Origin of the sequence: Kribbella sp. C-35 (assembly GCF_046549195.1) — a bacterium.
Classification (GTDB): domain Bacteria; phylum Actinomycetota; class Actinomycetes; order Propionibacteriales; family Kribbellaceae; genus Kribbella.
Genome location: NZ_JAJPWG010000001.1, coordinates 1,231,599 through 1,246,446, shown reverse-complemented (window position 1 = coordinate 1,246,446; position 14,848 = coordinate 1,231,599). Strand labels below are relative to the sequence as shown.

At 69.1% G+C, this 14,848-nt stretch carries 14 protein-coding genes; 6 read left to right on the top strand and 8 right to left on the bottom strand.

Annotation, left to right across the window (positions count from 1 at the left end; genetic code table 11):
- Nucleotides 1-12 precede the first annotated feature (12 nt).
- Nucleotides 13-2,421, bottom strand: a complete 2,409-nt coding sequence (locus ACLJOO_RS06405; RefSeq protein WP_410785870.1) for a hypothetical protein — start codon at nucleotides 2,419-2,421, stop codon at nucleotides 13-15.
- 66 nt (nucleotides 2,422-2,487) lie between these two features.
- On the opposite strand from ACLJOO_RS06405, the gene ACLJOO_RS06400 reads away from it, so the two are divergent.
- From ACLJOO_RS06400 to ACLJOO_RS06385, 4 genes are all read left to right on the top strand, one after another.
- On the top strand, nucleotides 2,488-4,767 hold the full coding sequence (locus tag ACLJOO_RS06400; RefSeq protein ID WP_410785869.1) for a PQQ-binding-like beta-propeller repeat protein: 2,280 nt from the start codon (nucleotides 2,488-2,490) through the stop codon (nucleotides 4,765-4,767).
- 65 nt (nucleotides 4,768-4,832) lie between these two features.
- Nucleotides 4,833-5,924, top strand: coding sequence for a hypothetical protein (locus ACLJOO_RS06395; RefSeq protein ID WP_410785868.1), 1,092 nt, complete (start codon nucleotides 4,833-4,835; stop codon nucleotides 5,922-5,924).
- 78 nt (nucleotides 5,925-6,002) lie between these two features.
- Nucleotides 6,003-6,521, top strand: coding sequence for a YciI family protein (locus ACLJOO_RS06390; protein WP_410785867.1), 519 nt, complete (start codon nucleotides 6,003-6,005; stop codon nucleotides 6,519-6,521).
- 53 nt (nucleotides 6,522-6,574) lie between these two features.
- Nucleotides 6,575-8,167 (top strand): purple acid phosphatase family protein, encoded by a 1,593-nt coding sequence (locus ACLJOO_RS06385; RefSeq protein WP_410785866.1) that lies wholly within the window; start codon nucleotides 6,575-6,577, stop codon nucleotides 8,165-8,167.
- Here ACLJOO_RS06385 and ACLJOO_RS06380 read toward each other — a convergent pair.
- Together ACLJOO_RS06380 and ACLJOO_RS06375 are read right to left on the bottom strand one after the other, a co-directional pair.
- On the bottom strand, nucleotides 8,139-8,834 hold the full coding sequence (locus tag ACLJOO_RS06380; protein WP_410785865.1) for an alpha/beta fold hydrolase: 696 nt from the start codon (nucleotides 8,832-8,834) through the stop codon (nucleotides 8,139-8,141). The genes ACLJOO_RS06385 and ACLJOO_RS06380 overlap by 29 nt on opposite strands.
- The gene (locus ACLJOO_RS06375) at nucleotides 8,831-9,256 is read right to left on the bottom strand and encodes a MarR family winged helix-turn-helix transcriptional regulator (protein ID WP_410785864.1); all 426 of its coding nucleotides are present in this window, start codon (nucleotides 9,254-9,256) and stop codon (nucleotides 8,831-8,833) included. Before ACLJOO_RS06375 ends, ACLJOO_RS06380 begins: the two co-directional genes overlap by 4 nt.
- Nucleotides 9,257-9,347: 91 nt before the next feature.
- On the opposite strand from ACLJOO_RS06375, the gene ACLJOO_RS06370 reads away from it, so the two are divergent.
- Complete coding sequence (locus ACLJOO_RS06370; RefSeq protein WP_410785863.1) at nucleotides 9,348-10,232, top strand: LLM class flavin-dependent oxidoreductase; 885 nt, start codon at nucleotides 9,348-9,350, stop codon at nucleotides 10,230-10,232.
- On the opposite strand, the gene ACLJOO_RS06365 is transcribed toward ACLJOO_RS06370, so the two are convergent.
- The 3 genes from ACLJOO_RS06365 to ACLJOO_RS06355 form a co-directional block, all read right to left on the bottom strand.
- A complete protein-coding gene (locus ACLJOO_RS06365) occupies nucleotides 10,229-11,026 on the bottom strand; it encodes an aldo/keto reductase (RefSeq protein WP_410785862.1) in 798 nt (265 codons plus the stop codon). The two genes, ACLJOO_RS06370 and ACLJOO_RS06365, sit on opposite strands and share 4 nt — an antisense overlap.
- Nucleotides 11,023-11,706, bottom strand: a complete 684-nt coding sequence (locus ACLJOO_RS06360; protein WP_410785861.1) for an RraA family protein — start codon at nucleotides 11,704-11,706, stop codon at nucleotides 11,023-11,025. The genes ACLJOO_RS06365 and ACLJOO_RS06360 overlap by 4 nt, the downstream gene beginning before the upstream one ends.
- Before the next feature lie 108 nt (nucleotides 11,707-11,814).
- Nucleotides 11,815-12,354 carry an AAA family ATPase gene (locus ACLJOO_RS06355; protein ID WP_410785860.1) on the bottom strand — a complete coding sequence of 180 codons (540 nt, stop codon included), beginning with the start codon at nucleotides 12,352-12,354 and terminating at the stop codon, nucleotides 11,815-11,817.
- 82 nt (nucleotides 12,355-12,436) lie between these two features.
- Between ACLJOO_RS06355 and ACLJOO_RS06350 the strand changes: the two genes are divergently transcribed.
- Nucleotides 12,437-13,696 carry an AlkA N-terminal domain-containing protein gene (locus tag ACLJOO_RS06350; RefSeq protein WP_410785859.1) on the top strand — a complete coding sequence of 420 codons (1,260 nt, stop codon included), beginning with the start codon at nucleotides 12,437-12,439 and terminating at the stop codon, nucleotides 13,694-13,696.
- Between the two features lie 4 nt (nucleotides 13,697-13,700).
- On the opposite strand, the gene ACLJOO_RS06345 is transcribed toward ACLJOO_RS06350, so the two are convergent.
- Entirely contained in the window at nucleotides 13,701-14,444 is a 744-nt protein-coding gene (locus ACLJOO_RS06345; RefSeq protein WP_410785858.1) for an isocitrate lyase/phosphoenolpyruvate mutase family protein, read from the bottom strand.
- On the bottom strand, nucleotides 14,441-14,737 hold the full coding sequence (locus ACLJOO_RS06340; protein ID WP_410785857.1) for a putative quinol monooxygenase: 297 nt from the start codon (nucleotides 14,735-14,737) through the stop codon (nucleotides 14,441-14,443). Before ACLJOO_RS06340 ends, ACLJOO_RS06345 begins: the two co-directional genes overlap by 4 nt.
- Between the last annotated feature and the right edge of the window lie 111 nt (nucleotides 14,738-14,848).

Genomic DNA, 14,848 nt, shown 5'->3' with positions numbered 1-14,848 from the left:
GGGGCGGTCTGTCTAGCGGTCGCGGGACTCGTGGCTTCGGCGGTGGGGGGTCGGGCCACCGGTGGGAGCGTCAGTGGGGGCTTCCGTGCGTTGTGCGGGGGCCGTGGGGTTGGCGAGTAGGTGGCGTAGTTGCTCCAGTTCGCCGGCGGGCGGCGTCACGCTGAGAGGGCTCGGCACGCCGGCCCGTTGCCAGAGGTGGATGGCTTGCTCGAGGGTTTGGTCGAAGTGTTGGCGGACGTGGGCGCGTGAGTCGGGTGTGCCGTGGGTTGCGTGGTGGTCTACGGCGGTTGCGGCTTGGGCTAATTGTTCGAGGGCGATCAGGCGTTCGGCGAGGAGCGGTTTGCCGCTCGGTTCCGCGGCCAGTCGGCGTACCGCCTGGTCCACACCGGTGCTGGGGGGAGCGGGCTGGTTGGTGATTGCCTCGGCCCGCATGGCGAGTTGGGTCATCAGGTAGCGGGTGATCGCCCGCTGCTCGAGCAGTTCGTTCTGGTTGACCGCTCGTACGGCCTTGTCCGTTTCCAGCGCCTCGTGAACCCCGAGTTCGCGGCGGCGGAACAGGTAGCGCGCAGCCGGCGTCGCTGTCATTGAGCCAGCCGCGCCGGCAGCGGTGAGCACGACTGCGAGATCGGGGAGGTCGAGGAGCTGGTCGAGTCCGACAGCTCCGGCCGTTGCGCCGAGTGAGCCCGCGGCTGCTTGAACGGCGTACGCCGACAGCGGTGCCCGGGCCGGCGGACGCGGACCGGCCGGCGGGGCCGTGACCGCCGGCAGCCCTCGCTCAGCAGCTCGCGCGGACAGGTCAGCAGGCAGGCCGGCCGCTTCCTCCAACCGATCGGCGAGCTCCCGGAACGCGCGCAATCGCGGCTCGACGCTTCCGGCGAGCGCCGACGACTGGACGGCCTCCTGATGCTTGCGTGACCACTGCTTCGAGGCGTCCCGGGCGGGTTCGTCGCGGTTCAGGAAGTACTTGTCGCCCATTGCTCCGGTCAGCGCACCGAGCAGGCCCGGACCAGCCGCGGCTAGCAAACCCTGCAGTTCCGGACTGACGTGCCGGGCGAGAGGGGTCGGCTCGGCACCGGGCGTACGGCGGCCTCCGACGAATGCTCGACGCGCCGTACCGGACACGTTCTCGATCAGTTGCGCCGCAAGACTGACTGTGAACGGCGGCGCACCTGGAACATCCGCAGCGGACGTCGAGTCGCCCGGCGCGACCGCCCCGGTCCGCAGCGCGCCGAGCGCCCGGTCGAACCGCGTCCGCAGCTCATCGATCTCGGTGGCCAATTGGTTGACGTACAGGGTGGGGTCGGAGAGCCGCAGCCGTTCGGTGGTGTCGATGCGGCGGAGGCGGAAATCTAGTTTCTTGGTGTCGACCAGGCGTTCGGCGAGGGACTTGGCGAGTGCGGACGACGCGATCACCATGGCCGTCGACAACGCCGGTACGCCGAGTGGCGTGAGGATGCCCGCGACCGCGGCGGTGGCCAGGGTCGGCATCGCGTACCGGCGCAGGTAGTTGCGCCAAGCCGTTGCCCGCGGCATCTTTACCGCCGCCGGCCGGACCGGTTCCGCCCCGTCGAGCAGCGAGCGCAAGCCCGGAAACTCGTACTCGCGCTGTTTCCGATCGGCCGTGTACGCCGGTTTCCGCCCGGACATCTTCTGCTCGTCGAGACGTCGCTCGGCGAACGAACCGACAGCCGCGTTGACGATCGTCGGCACCGCGATACCGAACCCGACGAGCGGATTGCCGGTGAACACGGCCGCCGCCGTACCGATCACCGCCGCGGAAACTCCGGATCCGCCGAGCGCCTTCGCGAGGTACCCGGCCCGATCGACACGGTCCTCCAAGGGGCGGGCCGCCGGGTCCGCGGCGCGGTCGAGGATCGTGCGCTCCTCCTCGGTGAGGAGGGTGCGGAGCAGTGCGGCGTTCGGCTGCCCGTCGGCGACGCCCATCGTGAGGGCAAGCTGCCGGACCGCAGAAATGTGGCGTTTTCCGGCGAGCAGCCGACCGCGTTGCCGCAACTCGGCACGGAGACCGGCGTCCGCGGGCCGCTGCACAGCATCCAGATCAGGCGTACTGCTCGGCGAGAAGACCCGATCACCCGCACCAGCGGGTGCCGTCGACTCGGCCAGGACCCTGGCGAGCACCGGTGCGACCTCGTCGACGGCGAGCCGCTCGGAAAGCGTGAGCACAACTGTCGGTACCTCGTCCTCGAAGTCGACGCCGTACTCGAGCCGCACGCCCGGACGGAGCGGGCCGACGCGCTTGATCAGCCGGATCGTCGCGCCGGCACCTGTGGTGATCGTGTACACGCCGTTGCCGTCGTGCCGCACGTCGGCGAGATCGACGGCCAGCTGGTCCGGGTTCTCCAACAGGCGCCCCGACTCGGCCCTCACCATCACCCAGCCGGGAAGGAACCGCGCCGCCATACCCCTCCTCAGGAAGTTAGTGCAGCCTAACCTAACTGGTCGGCCATGAGACCGGTGTCTGTCAGGATGCGGAGCGTGATCGGGCTGCGGGAGTTCTGGGACCAGGCGGTGCCTGAGGCGCTGCGTGACGAGCTGATCGCGCGGTACGGCGAGAAGCGGCGGTACGCGTACCGGGAGCGGTACGTCGCGGTGGTGCTGACGGCTGTGGATGCGCTGGATCAATTGGCCACGGATCCCGTCGCGGTGCGGCTGGCGGCCTGGTATCACCGGGCCGTTCACGACCAAGGCGCCTCGGCGGCGGAGGACGCGGAGGCGTCGGCTCGGCTGGCCGAGGAGGAGCTGCCCAGGTACGGCGTCAGCCCGGCCAGGACCGCCGAAGTCGCCAGACTCGTCCGACTGACCGGCGGGCTCGGAGAGCTGACCGGCGGGATGCGAGAACTGACCGTCGGGACCGGAGCGGAGCAGGCGCCCGACGCGAACGGCGACGTACTGCACGACGCCGTCAACGCAGTCATCGCCGGCCGGAACTACGCGTCTCACGCGAGCGAGCTACGCCGCGACGCGGACAGACGCGCCGAACCCCGCGAGCAACCGGATCACCAAGACGAGTTCGGGCGGATCAGGCAGAGGCACGCCGAGGTGCGCGAGCTGCTCGATTCCGGGATCTATCGGACCCAGTTGGCGCGGGATCTGTACGACGTGGACGCCCGCGCGAATCTCGCGGCCGAGCTCGCTCTACTGGACGGGCTGTTGCCGGCGCCGTGGCGGGGATGGCAGCGGGGTGCTCTCGCAACGACCGCTGTCCTGACCGCTGTCGTGGCCTTCGTGGCGGCGTTCGGCGCGGCTCGAGCCGACTGGCGTACACCGGCGTACAGCGGGGACTCTTCATGGCCCGAGATCGTCCTGACCCTGCTGGTCCTGGCCGCGATCCCGGCCCTCTACTGGGCGTCCCGCCAGACCGGTCGCGCGCCTCGGATCGTCGCCGGTACGGCGATCGCGATCGGGCTGATCGGCCTGGTGGTGGTCTGGATCAAGGCCCCGGACACGAACGCGGTTTCCGGCGTCGGCCAGGCCGTGCCCTTGGTGGTTGTGGCGTCGATCCTCCTCGTCCTGGCCGCGGCCGCCGCGCTCGCAGCGAGCCGGTTCACAACGCGCCCCAGGAACCGCGGTCAGGTCCTGGCCGGCATCGCCGCCGCGGCCGCGATCGTCCTGGTCACCGTCTTCGTCATCGACCCCCTGCAGAACGCCTACCTCCACAGCGCCAACGAGCACCTGGAAACCCAGTCCGAGCCCGCCGGACCCACTGGACGCTCGCAGTTGACCGGCGACGTCCTGTGGACCAGCGCGGCCCGCGGCTACCTGGACGACGTGGTCGCCACCAGCCACGGGATCGCCGTCACCACCAGCAGAGAAGGCACGGTCGAGATGCTCGACCCGGCGACCGGCCGCACCCGGTGGCGCTACATCCGCACCGATTCCTCGCGCCAGCCGGGAGTCACCGTCCTCAACGGTGGGCAACAGCTTCTCGTGAAGTACGACGAGCTCGGGTACTTCGTCCTGGACGCCAACACCGGCAAGCGCCTGAAGGCCTGGCCGGGCCGCACGCGGGACTACCAGATCCAGAACGCCGATCCGCTCGTCACCGGCCGGCCGGTGAGCAAAGGCTCGGACAAGCTGTACGGCACGAACACCGACGGATCGAACCGCTGGACCTACGAGCCAGGCCGCTGCACCGGCATCAGCGCAACCGCGACCGCGGACACGGTCCTCGTGGACCTCAGCCACAGCTGCGGCCGCGAGACCGACGAGACCGTCGGCCTGAACTTGAAGGACGGCAAGAAACTCTGGAGCCACTCCGGCCCGTTGCTGAACTGGGAGACACCGGTCGGCGGTCTGATCGTCGGCGCGGAGAAAGGGGCCCAGAACGAGGGAGTCACCACCCTGGTCGGCCTCGAGCCACGGTCGGGCGAGGTGAAATGGCGCTGGCCGATGCCGAAGCAATGGGGCTGCACACCCCGCCACGACACGGCAGGCAGCCTCGTTCTGCTGATCAGCTGCCCTCAAGGGGACAACTCCAGCAGCATCGTCACGGCGATCGACGGTTCCAGCGGCCGCCAGGTCTGGACCGCGACCGCCGCGGTTTCCCCGCAGCAGCGGTACGCCGTGACGGACGACGGGCGCGTGGTGTTCCTCTACTCACAGGGCAGCTGCCGGCTCGCCGAGGTCGGTGCCGGCCGGACGAACTACCGGTTGCTGCCGCTGCGGAGGTCCTGTGGCGGCGACATCACCGCGGCCGGCAACCTGATCCTGGTCAGCGGCCGGGACGGACTGACCGCCCTCCGGTAACAGGGAATAGGGTCTGCTCGGGCGGGAGTTGAAGGTTGAGTCCGAGTGTCTGAGCGAGGAGAACGATGAAACCCACCGAGTTCGTGAAGGTGAACAGCCAGTTCTGGGGGGAGCACCTGAAGGAGGCCGCCGGGCATCTGCCGGTGAGTCACCGGACCGAGCTGCCCGGGCCGATGCTGTTCCCGCGGATGATGGTGCTGACCGAGACACCGGACTGGAACATCCTCGAGCTCGTCGGGCTGAGCCGTGAGTACCGGACGCTCGAAGTCCGCCGGCAGAAGGCTGCCGGTGTCGAGGAGTACTTCGGGCTCGGCGACGGCCGCACCGTGGTTGCGAACCTCAAGGGACAGAACTGGTTCAAGGACGCGACGATCACGACCGACGCCGGTAAGAGCGCCCTCGAAAAACGTTTTCCGGGCGCCGGGAGCATGCTCGGGAACGAGGTGGTCGGCCCGGCGGACGAGCTGCTGCGGTTCGCGCCCGGCAACTACTCGACCTTCGACCGCGCGCTGCTCGTGCACACCGCGGGCGACTCGCTCCGCGCGCACTGGGTGTTCTTCGCGCTCGCGATCCACCGCTCGGAGCCGGCCGACAAGTACCTCGATTTCCTGCGGAACTACTCCAACTCCCAGCCGCACCTCGACCCGATCGGCACGGTCAGCCTGCCGGTCGACCCGGCCGTGCTGAAGGCGGACGCGTTCGAGAGCACATACCTCGCGCACGGTCTGCAGGATTCGACTGTCGACGAGTTCCTGGACAAGCACGAGAGCATCCTGCTGTCGGCGTTCGACGCGACCAAGCTGGTCCGCTCGCCGGCGCTCGGCGACCTGCACCCGGACTTCATCCTCGAGCGCGCGGACGGCAGCCACGTCGTCGGCCGGCTCGAGCTCCCGGTCGTCGACACGGTCAACGGAAAGAAGCGCCGCCGCGTTTTCCGTACGCCGGTGCAGGAGAGCGCGACCGAGCTCGCGCAGTACGCGGAGTACCTCGCCAACCCGGAGAACCGTTCCCAGGTGAAGTCGAAGTACGACGTCGACGTCAGCGACCTGCGCCAGCTGGTGATCGTCGCCTCCCAGGAAACCGTTGCCCCCGCGGCGGGCGTGGAGGTCCTGGACTACGACACGATCCTGCGCATCCACCTGGCCGCCACGGCCTGACCCCCGCCACGCGTAGTGCGTACGGCGACCTGCCGTACGCACTACGGTCTGCGCTTTCACCGGCCGGAGGAGCTGAGCATGGAGTACTTCGTTTTCGGGCGTGACAAGCCGGACGGGTTCGAGATCAAGGTCGCGCTGAACGAGGAACACTGGACCTTCATGGACGGGTACACCGACCGCCTGATCGCCCGCGGACCGACGCTGACCGACGACGGCGAGCGAACCACGGGCAGCCTGCACATCGTCGAGCTACCGGACGACGTTGCGGCCAACGAGTTCGCGTACGACGAGCCGTACTACCGCGCCGGCGCCTTCGAGACCGTAGAAATCCAGCGTTTTCACAACCACAACCCGGGCCGCACGATGTGGGACTTCGCCACGGCCGTCGAGGGCTACAACCGCTACCTCGTCCTCACCAAGGACGCCCCGCGCCCGCTCACGTCGGACCACCTGATCATGTACGGCGACCTGCTCGCCAACAACATTCACGTAGGACGAGCCGCCCTGCTGGAAGCACCAACCCCAGAGGCCGCCGCAACCCTTATCCAAGCCGACAACGCCGAAGTACGCCCCTGGGAGTTCGGCGGCAGGCGTTAGTGAGTTCGTGATGTTGACGGCGAGGATTCACCTCCGGCGCCGAGCGTGGAGGTGTGATCGATGACGAAGAGCTGTTCGAATCGCATTTCTCACGGCGTGGATTTCTCGCGTCTGCAACGGTTGTCACCGGCGGATCCCTGCTGACTACCGCCGCGCCGGCGCAGGCTGCTCCGGTCATGCAGCCGGTTGTGCGACCGGTCGCGGATCCGGTCACCACCCCGAGGGTAGGCGGACTGCATCTGCAGTTCGGTGCCGATGCGTCGACGGAGATCGTCGTGTCCTGGCACACCCGTCAGCCGGTACGCCGGCCGCGGGTCCTGCTCGGCGCTCCGGACGGGGAGTTCGAGCGGACCGTGACCGCGGTCAGCGCGAACTACACCGACGCCAAGTCCGGGCAGATCGTCTACGTCCAGCATGCGCGGATCAGTCGGCTGCGTCCCGCGGGCGAGTACGTGTACGCCGCCGTACACGACGGAGCGGAAGCCGTGTTCGGCACTTTCCGCACCGCGCCGAAAGGCCGCTCGAAGTTCACCTTCACCAGTTTCGGCGACCAGGGCACGCCGACGCTCGGCAAGCGGTACGTGCCGCCGGCGGGCGTGACGATTCCCAACCCGCCGTACGTCAACGACAATCTCGGCTCGCCCGCTGCCGGTGACGTGACGGCCGGCCTCGAGCGGGTGCGTCCGTTGTTCCACCTGTTCAACGGGGACCTCTGCTACGCGAACCTCGCCGAGGACCGCGTGCGGACCTGGAACGACTTCTGGGAGAACAACTCGCGGAGTGCCCGCAACCGCCCGTGGATGCCGTCGGCCGGAAACCACGAGAACGAACTCGGAAACGGGCCGATCGGGTACGAGGCGTACCAGACGTACTTCGCCCTGCCCCGCCAGGACGGTCAGACGGACGTGACGCGCGGACTCTGGTACGCGTTCACGGTCGGTTCGGTGCGGGTGATCAGCCTGGCCAACGACGACGTCTGCTACCAGGACGGCGGAAACAGCTATGTCCGCGGGTACTCGGACGGCGCGCAGAAGGCCTGGCTGGAGAAGGAACTCCAGGCGACCCGCGCGAACCGCGACATCGACTGGATCGTGGTCTGCATGCACCAGGTCGTGGTCAGCAGCGCGGACCAGGCCAACGGCGCGGACCTCGGCATCCGGCAGGAGTGGGTGCCGCTGTTCGACAAGTACGGCGTCGACCTGGTGGTCTGCGGTCACGAGCACCACTACGAGCGCTCGCATCCGATCCGTGGCCAGCAGCCCAACCAGACGCTGACACCGATCCCGGCCGCGACCCGCACCGACGTCGTGGACACGTCGAAGGGCACTGTGCACATGGTGATCGGCGGTGGCGGGACGTCGGTTGGCTCGAACGGTGTCCTGTTCGACCCGCCGGCCTGCCGCGTGATCACGTCCGTCGGCGCACCTGACCCGACCACCGGAAAACGCCCGCCGGTCTACGTCACGGAACCGGCTCCCTGGTCGGCCGCCCGGAACGCCGCCCACCCGTACGGCTTCGCGGCCTTCACCGTCGACCCCGGTCACCCCGGCGGCGCGACAACGATGCAGGTCACGTATTACGACGTACTGGGCAGCGATCTCCGTGAGTTCGAGGCGTTCACTCTGCGACGGCCGCGCCGCGACTGAGCAGCAGATCCGCCACCGTCTGGGCGACGCGCCGGCCGTCGGCCGACTCGTCGCCCAGCCCACACGAGGCGTGGCTCAATCCGTCGAACTCCAGATAGGTGAAGCCGATGCCTTGGAGTACCGGCCGGAGTTTCCGGAACGGACGGATCGCCGGGTCGGCAGTACCCATGTATGCCACCTTGCGTCCCGCATAGCACCTGAGTTCATGGTGCCAGTCGTACGAGCGATAGCTCCGCCAGAACTCCAGCGCAGCCTTGGGCAGCCGCGGCTCCCGCTCCATCCGCCGCATCGTGCCGTCGGTCGGAAAACCGATCGGCGGTACGCCGCCCATCACCAGCGCGGCCGCCCGATCCGTCGACCGCGCGACGACGGCCGACATACAAGCCGGCTGCGAGAAGCCCCAGATGGCGAACCGATCGATGCGTTCGTGATCGAGTACGGCGAGCACCTGCTGGCCGATGCTGCCGAAATCGTATTCCGCGGGCCGGTCACTGGCGCCGAAGCCCACGGGATGGATCTGCAGAACCCGGAATCGCTGGGAGAGCGCGTCCGCGACCGGGTATTCCAGCGGGCGGCGATTGTTCTTCATCAGGACGAGCGCCGGCCCGGAACCGCTTGCCCGGTAGGCGATGCGGGCGCCGGCCACAGCGACGTACTGATAGCTCATCGGGTCAGGATCGACTGCAGCGCTGTGGTGATGGTCGCGCGCGTAGCGCGGGGCAGGTCGGCAGTCATGGCGTTGATGCGGTCGACCACCGCGTCGTGGGCCTCGTGCGCCAGGGCCAGGCCGTCGGGGGTCAGTTCGATCTGGCTGGCTCGGCGGTCGGTCGGGTTGGGGGTGCGGGCGACCAAGGTCCGGCGTTCGAGGCGGTCGACCATGCTGGTCAGGCTGGAGCGCTCGATGCTCAGGATGCGGCTGAGCTCGGTCATGCCCAGCGGGCCGGCGAGGAGCACGCAGAGGAGATGCGCCTGCTGCGGGGTCAGGCCGAGCGGGCGGCTGGTCTCGGCGTGCAGGTCCTGCAGCCGGTGCATCGTCTGCACCAGCGCGCTCGCGAGATCGGTGTCCCGGGCAGCCGTCGTCGTCACCATGTCCCCATGATAGTCCGTTGGCCGAATAGTTTGCAGTTCTAACCATTCGTGCTACAACTAGTTAGAACAACGAACTATCTGAGGAGTCGCTATGCACGTGCGGTTCGGATACGGGTCGCCGGACGCAGTGCGGGAGGCCGCCGGGATCGTCCGGCTCGCACAGCAGGCCGACCGGGACGGTCTCGATCACGTCAGCCTCGCCGACCACCCGTACGTCCCGGACATGCTCGACGGGTACGCCGCGATCGCCTTCATCCTGGGGCGAACGGAGCGACTGTCGGCGTTCGTCAACGTGACCAACCTGCCGCTGCGGCCCGCGCCGGTCCTCGCCCGTACGGCGTCCTCGTTGTCGGCACTGTCCGACGGCCGCTTCGTCCTCGGCCTCGGCGCCGGCGGGGCATGGGACCGGATCACGATGATGGGAGTGCCGGAGCTGCGTCCGGTCGAGGCGGTCGAGGCGTTCGAGGAGGCGATGCAGCTCGTCCACTCGATGTCCGACGGCGGTGCGCCGGCACCGACCAAGCACTACCCGATCGGTCGGCTCCGCCCGGCCGCCGTCCCCGCGCCGCTGATCTGGACCGGCTCGAACGGACCGAAATCGCTTTCCGCGACCGGCCGGAACGCCGACGGCTGGATCCCCGGCCACGCCGCCGACTGGCTGAGCGACCGCTTCCGCTGGTCCCGCCCGATCATCGACGAGGCAGCGCTCTCGGTCGGCCGGAAACCGTCGGACGTCGCGACGATCTACAACTTCCCCGGGGCGATCACCGCGACCCCGCTGCGCCGTACCCGCGACGAGGAAGGCCGCTGGGTCGGCGGCTCCCCGGCGCAATGGATCGAGGAACTCACCGATGCGATCCTCAACCACGATGCTGCCGGTTTCACACTCTTTCCGCGCGGCTCTGACCCGTTCGAGGTCCAGCTCTCCCGCTGGTCCCAGGAGGTCGTGCCTGCGGTCCGGGCGGCGGTCGGTTAGTCGAGCGTGGCGAGTTCCTCGGGGCTCAGGTGCAGCGACGCGGCGGCGATGTTCTCCTCGAGATGCTCGACGCTGCCGGTGCCGGGGATGGCGAGGATGTTGGGGGAGTGGTGGAGCGTCCAGGCCAGGCGGACCTGCTGGGGCGTCGCGTGGTGGGCTGCGGCGATCGCGTCCACGGCGGTTGAGTCGTCGGCACCGGTGATCGTGCCGAACGGAACATACGCGATGCCGCGCTCGGCGCAGAAGCGGATGATCGCGTCCTCGTCGCCGCGGCGATCGACCGCGTAGCTGTTCTGGACGCAGACGATCGGCGCGATCGTGAGCGCTTCCTGGACGTGCGCGAGCCGGACGTTCGAGACGCCGAGCTGCTTGATCAGCCCCTCGTCCCGGAGCTCCACGAGCCAGCCGAAACGTTCCGCGAGGGAGCCGTCCCCGGTGATCCGCAGGTTCACGACGTCGAGGCAGTCGACGCCGAGCTGGAGCAGGTTCGTCTCGACCTGCTCCCGCAGTTCGGCGGCCGTCGTCGCGTTGTAGAAACCGCGTTCCGCATCACTCCCCGGCCCGACCTTCGTCGCGATGATCAGGTCGGCCGGGTACGGCGCCAGCGCTTCGCGGATCAGCTCACTGGCGAAACGTTTTCCGGACGCGTAGAACGCGGCCGTGTCGATGTGGTTCACACCGAGCTCCATCGCGCGCCGCAGTACGGCGATCGCTTGATCCGGGTTCGCCGTGATCCGCATCGCGCCGAACCCCATCCGGTCGACGGTGACCTCACCCAACTGCCAGGTGGTCATTCCTCGATCGCTCCCCGCACTGCGCGCAGATGCTGGCGGAACGTCAGCGACGGATCGGCGGCCCGGCGCTCGAGGTACTGCTTGAAGCTCACCTGCTCACGCAACGATCGCCCGGCCCGGATCTCGGCCGCCTGCCGGTGCTCGGTGTCCCGGATCGACTCCGCCAGCCCGAACAGTTCCTCGACACGATCCGCCGGTACGAAGACTGCCCCGTCCTCGTCCGCGAGTACGACGTCGTCCCGGGTCACCGTCCACTCGCCGATCGTTGCCCTGGACAACGCATCGGCCGGCTGCGGGTCGAGCCGCAGCGGCCCGGTCGGCAACGCGCCGAGGCTGAACACCGGCAACCCGATCGCAGCGATGTCGGCCGTGTCCCGATGCAGTCCCCAGATCACGATCCCGGCGACACCGGCAGCAGCAGCCTCCAGCGCGGCCAGATCGCCGACACACGCCTCGTCCCGCCGGCCACCGTTGTCCACGACCAGTACGTCGCCCTCGGCGGCCGACTCGAACGCCTCCAGGAAAACGTCGACACTGCCGACATGCTGCGCCGGCAACACCCGCCCCGCGACCCGGCCCCCGGCCACAGCCGTCAACGACACCGTCCGCACCGGCACCCCTGCCCGCACACAAGCATCCGCAATATGGGCAGTGGTCAACCCCGCAAACCGTTCAAGCATGTGGATCCCTCCGCGAAGCGCTAACGACAGGAGGTAGTCCACCACGCCCGGCGACTCCCCGCGTGCGCGCCCCGAACTCGGCCGGCCCGAGGCGACTACCTCCTGTCGTTAGCGGGACAGGAACGCGAGGATCTTCTCCATCGGTGGCTCGGCAGTGGTGTCGACAGTGATCGAAGGAACCGGGAGGTCGATGGGCTGGAAGGCGTTGTGGGTGCGGAGGCGGGCGTCGGCGCTGATCTGCGCGTCCTCGTGAGCGGCACGGCGCGGGTCGTTGGACGTCCGCGTGGTGATCCGCTCCAGCGCGACCTCGGCCGGGACCGTGCAGTGCACGATCCGAACGTCGGCGCGACCGAGCAGCGGGCTCAGGCCCGGGTTCCACAGCCGGTCTTGGAACGCCGCTTCCGCGACCACCGTCGTACCGCGGCCGATCAGCAGGCCGAGCACGTCGAAGAACGTCGACAGCGTCCGCATCGTCAGCGGGTCGCCGGGGCCTGGCACGAAGTCCGGCGTCGCGTGCGCCATGCCTTCCTTGATCTCGTCCCGGCAGATCGCCGGGCAGCCGATCGCGGCCGCGATCCGGTGCGCCAGCGTCGTCTTCCCGGTCCCGGGCGGACCACTCACCACGACCAGCATCGGTTTCGACTGCACCCGCCGTACCTTATCCGTCACGGTGGGCACTCGGTGTAAAACGCGTGTCAGAACTGTCGGCGGCGCCGCCTAGCCTGTTCTCGTGACCACCTATTCCGCGGTCCGTACGACGGGGATCTACTGCCGGCCCGGGTGCGGGGCCAAGCCGCTCGCAGAAAACGTGAGCACGTTCGAGCTGCCCGCCGCCGCGGAGGCGGCCGGGTATCGTGCCTGTCTGCGCTGCCGGCCGTACCGCGTGGCCGGGACGGTGGCCGACGAGGCGCCCGAGCTGGTCTGCCGGGCCGTGCAGCTGATCATCGCCGGCGTGCTCGACGAGTCCGGTGAGGAGGCGTTGGGTGCGCGGCTCGGGGTGTCGGCGCGGCACTTGCGGCGGATGTTCCACGAGCACCTCGGCGTCACGCCCGACCAGTTCGCTCGCTCACGACGAGCACACTTCGCGCGGCGCCTGCTGGACGACACCGATCTCGGCGTCGCGGACATCGCTTTCGCGTCCGGGTTCGGCAGCTTGCGCCAGTTCAACCGAGCGATGCGCGAGATCTTCCGGGCGTCACCGCGTGCGCTGCGCGATCGCCGGCGTCGTGGCGATCGCCTCGCCGCGGACGGTGGTCTGGTGCTGCGGTTGCCGTTCGCCCCGCCGTACGACTGGGAAGCGATGAGCACGTACCTCGGGGCGCATGCCGTCCCGGGCGTCGAGTCGGTCAAGGACGGTGTGTATCGGCGGACGATCTCGCTCGACGGCGAGCCTGGCCTGCTGGAGATCAGCGCCGGCGGGGAGGATCACCTGATTCTGCGCGCGCATCTCCCGTTCTGGGAGGGCGTCATCCATGTCGTCGACCGAGCCACCCAGCTTGTCGGGCTCGACCACGAGCCGATCCGGGCTCGCGCGCACCTGGCCGCGGACGCCGACCTCGGGCCGCTCGTGGCCGCCCGCCCCGGAATACGGGTTCCTGGCGCGTGGGGTCCGTTCGAGGTCGCGGTCCAGGCCGTCGTCCGGGACCGGCTCGCTCCGGACGACGCGACCGAGGCGTTGCGCAAACTCGTCGAGGTGTACGGCGTACCGGTCCCGGGACTCGGGCACGGCCTGACGCACGCGTTCCCGGGACCGGAGGCGTTGACCGGAGCAGAGCTCGTCGGCGACCTCGCGCGAGAAGTTGCTAACGGCAACCTCGTGCTCGGCGCTGAGATCCGGGCACTTGAGACCGTCACGAGCCCGCGCGCCGCGCAGGAGATCGCGTTGCGCCTCGGAGCTCGCGACGCCTGGCCGTTCGGCGGCGAGGCCGAGCACCTCCGCCCGTGGCGCTCGCTCGCCGCCGTCTACCGCACACTCGCCACCGCTGCTTAGCGCCCTACCGAGAGGCGAGCGTCTCGTACGTGCCGCCGGTCAGCAGTTCCTTCGCCGCCGCCGTCGTCAGCGCGTACGCCGCGCTCGTGATCGCCGGCCCGACGCTGATCCGCACGACCCCGAGGTCCGCGAGTTCGGCGACCGTCGGTGCACCCGGACCGACCATCACGTTGAGCGGCAAGGGCGAATCCTTCACCAGCTCCGCGATGGTCGGCGCGTCGACCACGCCCGGAACGAACAGCACGTCCGCACCTGCATCGGCGTAGATCTTCGCGCGTTCGATCGTGCCGGTCCGGTCGCCGAACAGGTACGTGTCGGTCCGCGCGTTGATCACGAGATCGATGCCGACGGCAACCGCTGCGGCGCGTGCCGCCTTGATCCGCTCGGCATGCACCAACGGATCGTCGAGGACACGTGCCGTGCTGTCCTCGAGGTTGATGCCGACGGCACCCGCCTCGACGACAGCGGTCACCGTCCCCGCGACATCGCCGTACCCGGCCTCGATGTCCGCCGTGACGGGAACGGAAACCGCTGTACAGATCGCGCGCAGCGCGGCGATCGCGGACTCCTGGTTCAGTCCGCCGGCGTCGTCGACACCGGCGGCCCAGGCGACACCCGCGCTCGTGGTCGCGATCGCCGTCGCCCCCGCGGCCTCGATCGCCCGCGCCGAGCCGGCGTCCCACGCGTTCGGCAGCACGAGCGGCGGCTGCCCGTGCAGTTCGCGCAGCCGCCGCGCCAGGTCGTTCACAGGCTGACCAGCAGTTCGTGATCGACCTCGACGAACTCGACGATCAGGTCGGCGAACCGGCCCGCGATCAGTTCCTGGTACGCCGCCGACCCGGTATGCGCGTCGTACGCCGCCTGGTCCGCGAAGTGCTCGACGAACAACAGGTAGTCCGGGTTCGACGGATCGCGGTACACGCGGAACGACAACGTGCCCTCCTCGGCGCCCGGTCCCTTCGGCGCGAACTCCTGCACGATCGCCTCGGCGGCGGCCTGGTTGCCGTCCTTCAGTTTGATCGGAAACACCTTTGCCAGCATCGGAATCCTCCTGGGTTCTGTTCGAAGTACCTCAAGGTTCGCCCGCGGACGTGGGCCTGGTCTGGCCATATTCGGTCATGAACGCTGTCTCGTATAGCAAGATGATATGTC

Excerpts from the sequence above, each read along its gene's own strand:
- ACLJOO_RS06390 (WP_410785867.1), top strand. The coding sequence starts at position 6,003 with ATGGAGTACTTCGTTTTCGGGCGTGACAAGCCGGACGGGTTCGAGATC.
- ACLJOO_RS06340 (WP_410785857.1), bottom strand. The coding sequence starts at position 14,737 with ATGCTGGCAAAGGTGTTTCCGATCAAACTGAAGGACGGCAACCAGGCC.
- ACLJOO_RS06405 (WP_410785870.1), bottom strand. The coding sequence starts at position 2,421 with ATGGCGGCGCGGTTCCTTCCCGGCTGGGTGATGGTGAGGGCCGAGTCG.
- ACLJOO_RS06375 (WP_410785864.1), bottom strand. The coding sequence starts at position 9,256 with ATGGTGACGACGACGGCTGCCCGGGACACCGATCTCGCGAGCGCGCTG.
- ACLJOO_RS06400 (WP_410785869.1), top strand. The coding sequence starts at position 2,488 with ATGCGGAGCGTGATCGGGCTGCGGGAGTTCTGGGACCAGGCGGTGCCT.
- ACLJOO_RS06380 (WP_410785865.1), bottom strand. The coding sequence starts at position 8,834 with ATGAGCTATCAGTACGTCGCTGTGGCCGGCGCCCGCATCGCCTACCGG.
- ACLJOO_RS06360 (WP_410785861.1), bottom strand. The coding sequence starts at position 11,706 with ATGCTTGAACGGTTTGCGGGGTTGACCACTGCCCATATTGCGGATGCT.
- ACLJOO_RS06365 (WP_410785862.1), bottom strand. The coding sequence starts at position 11,026 with ATGACCACCTGGCAGTTGGGTGAGGTCACCGTCGACCGGATGGGGTTC.
- ACLJOO_RS06395 (WP_410785868.1), top strand. The coding sequence starts at position 4,833 with ATGAAACCCACCGAGTTCGTGAAGGTGAACAGCCAGTTCTGGGGGGAG.
- ACLJOO_RS06370 (WP_410785863.1), top strand. The coding sequence starts at position 9,348 with ATGCACGTGCGGTTCGGATACGGGTCGCCGGACGCAGTGCGGGAGGCC.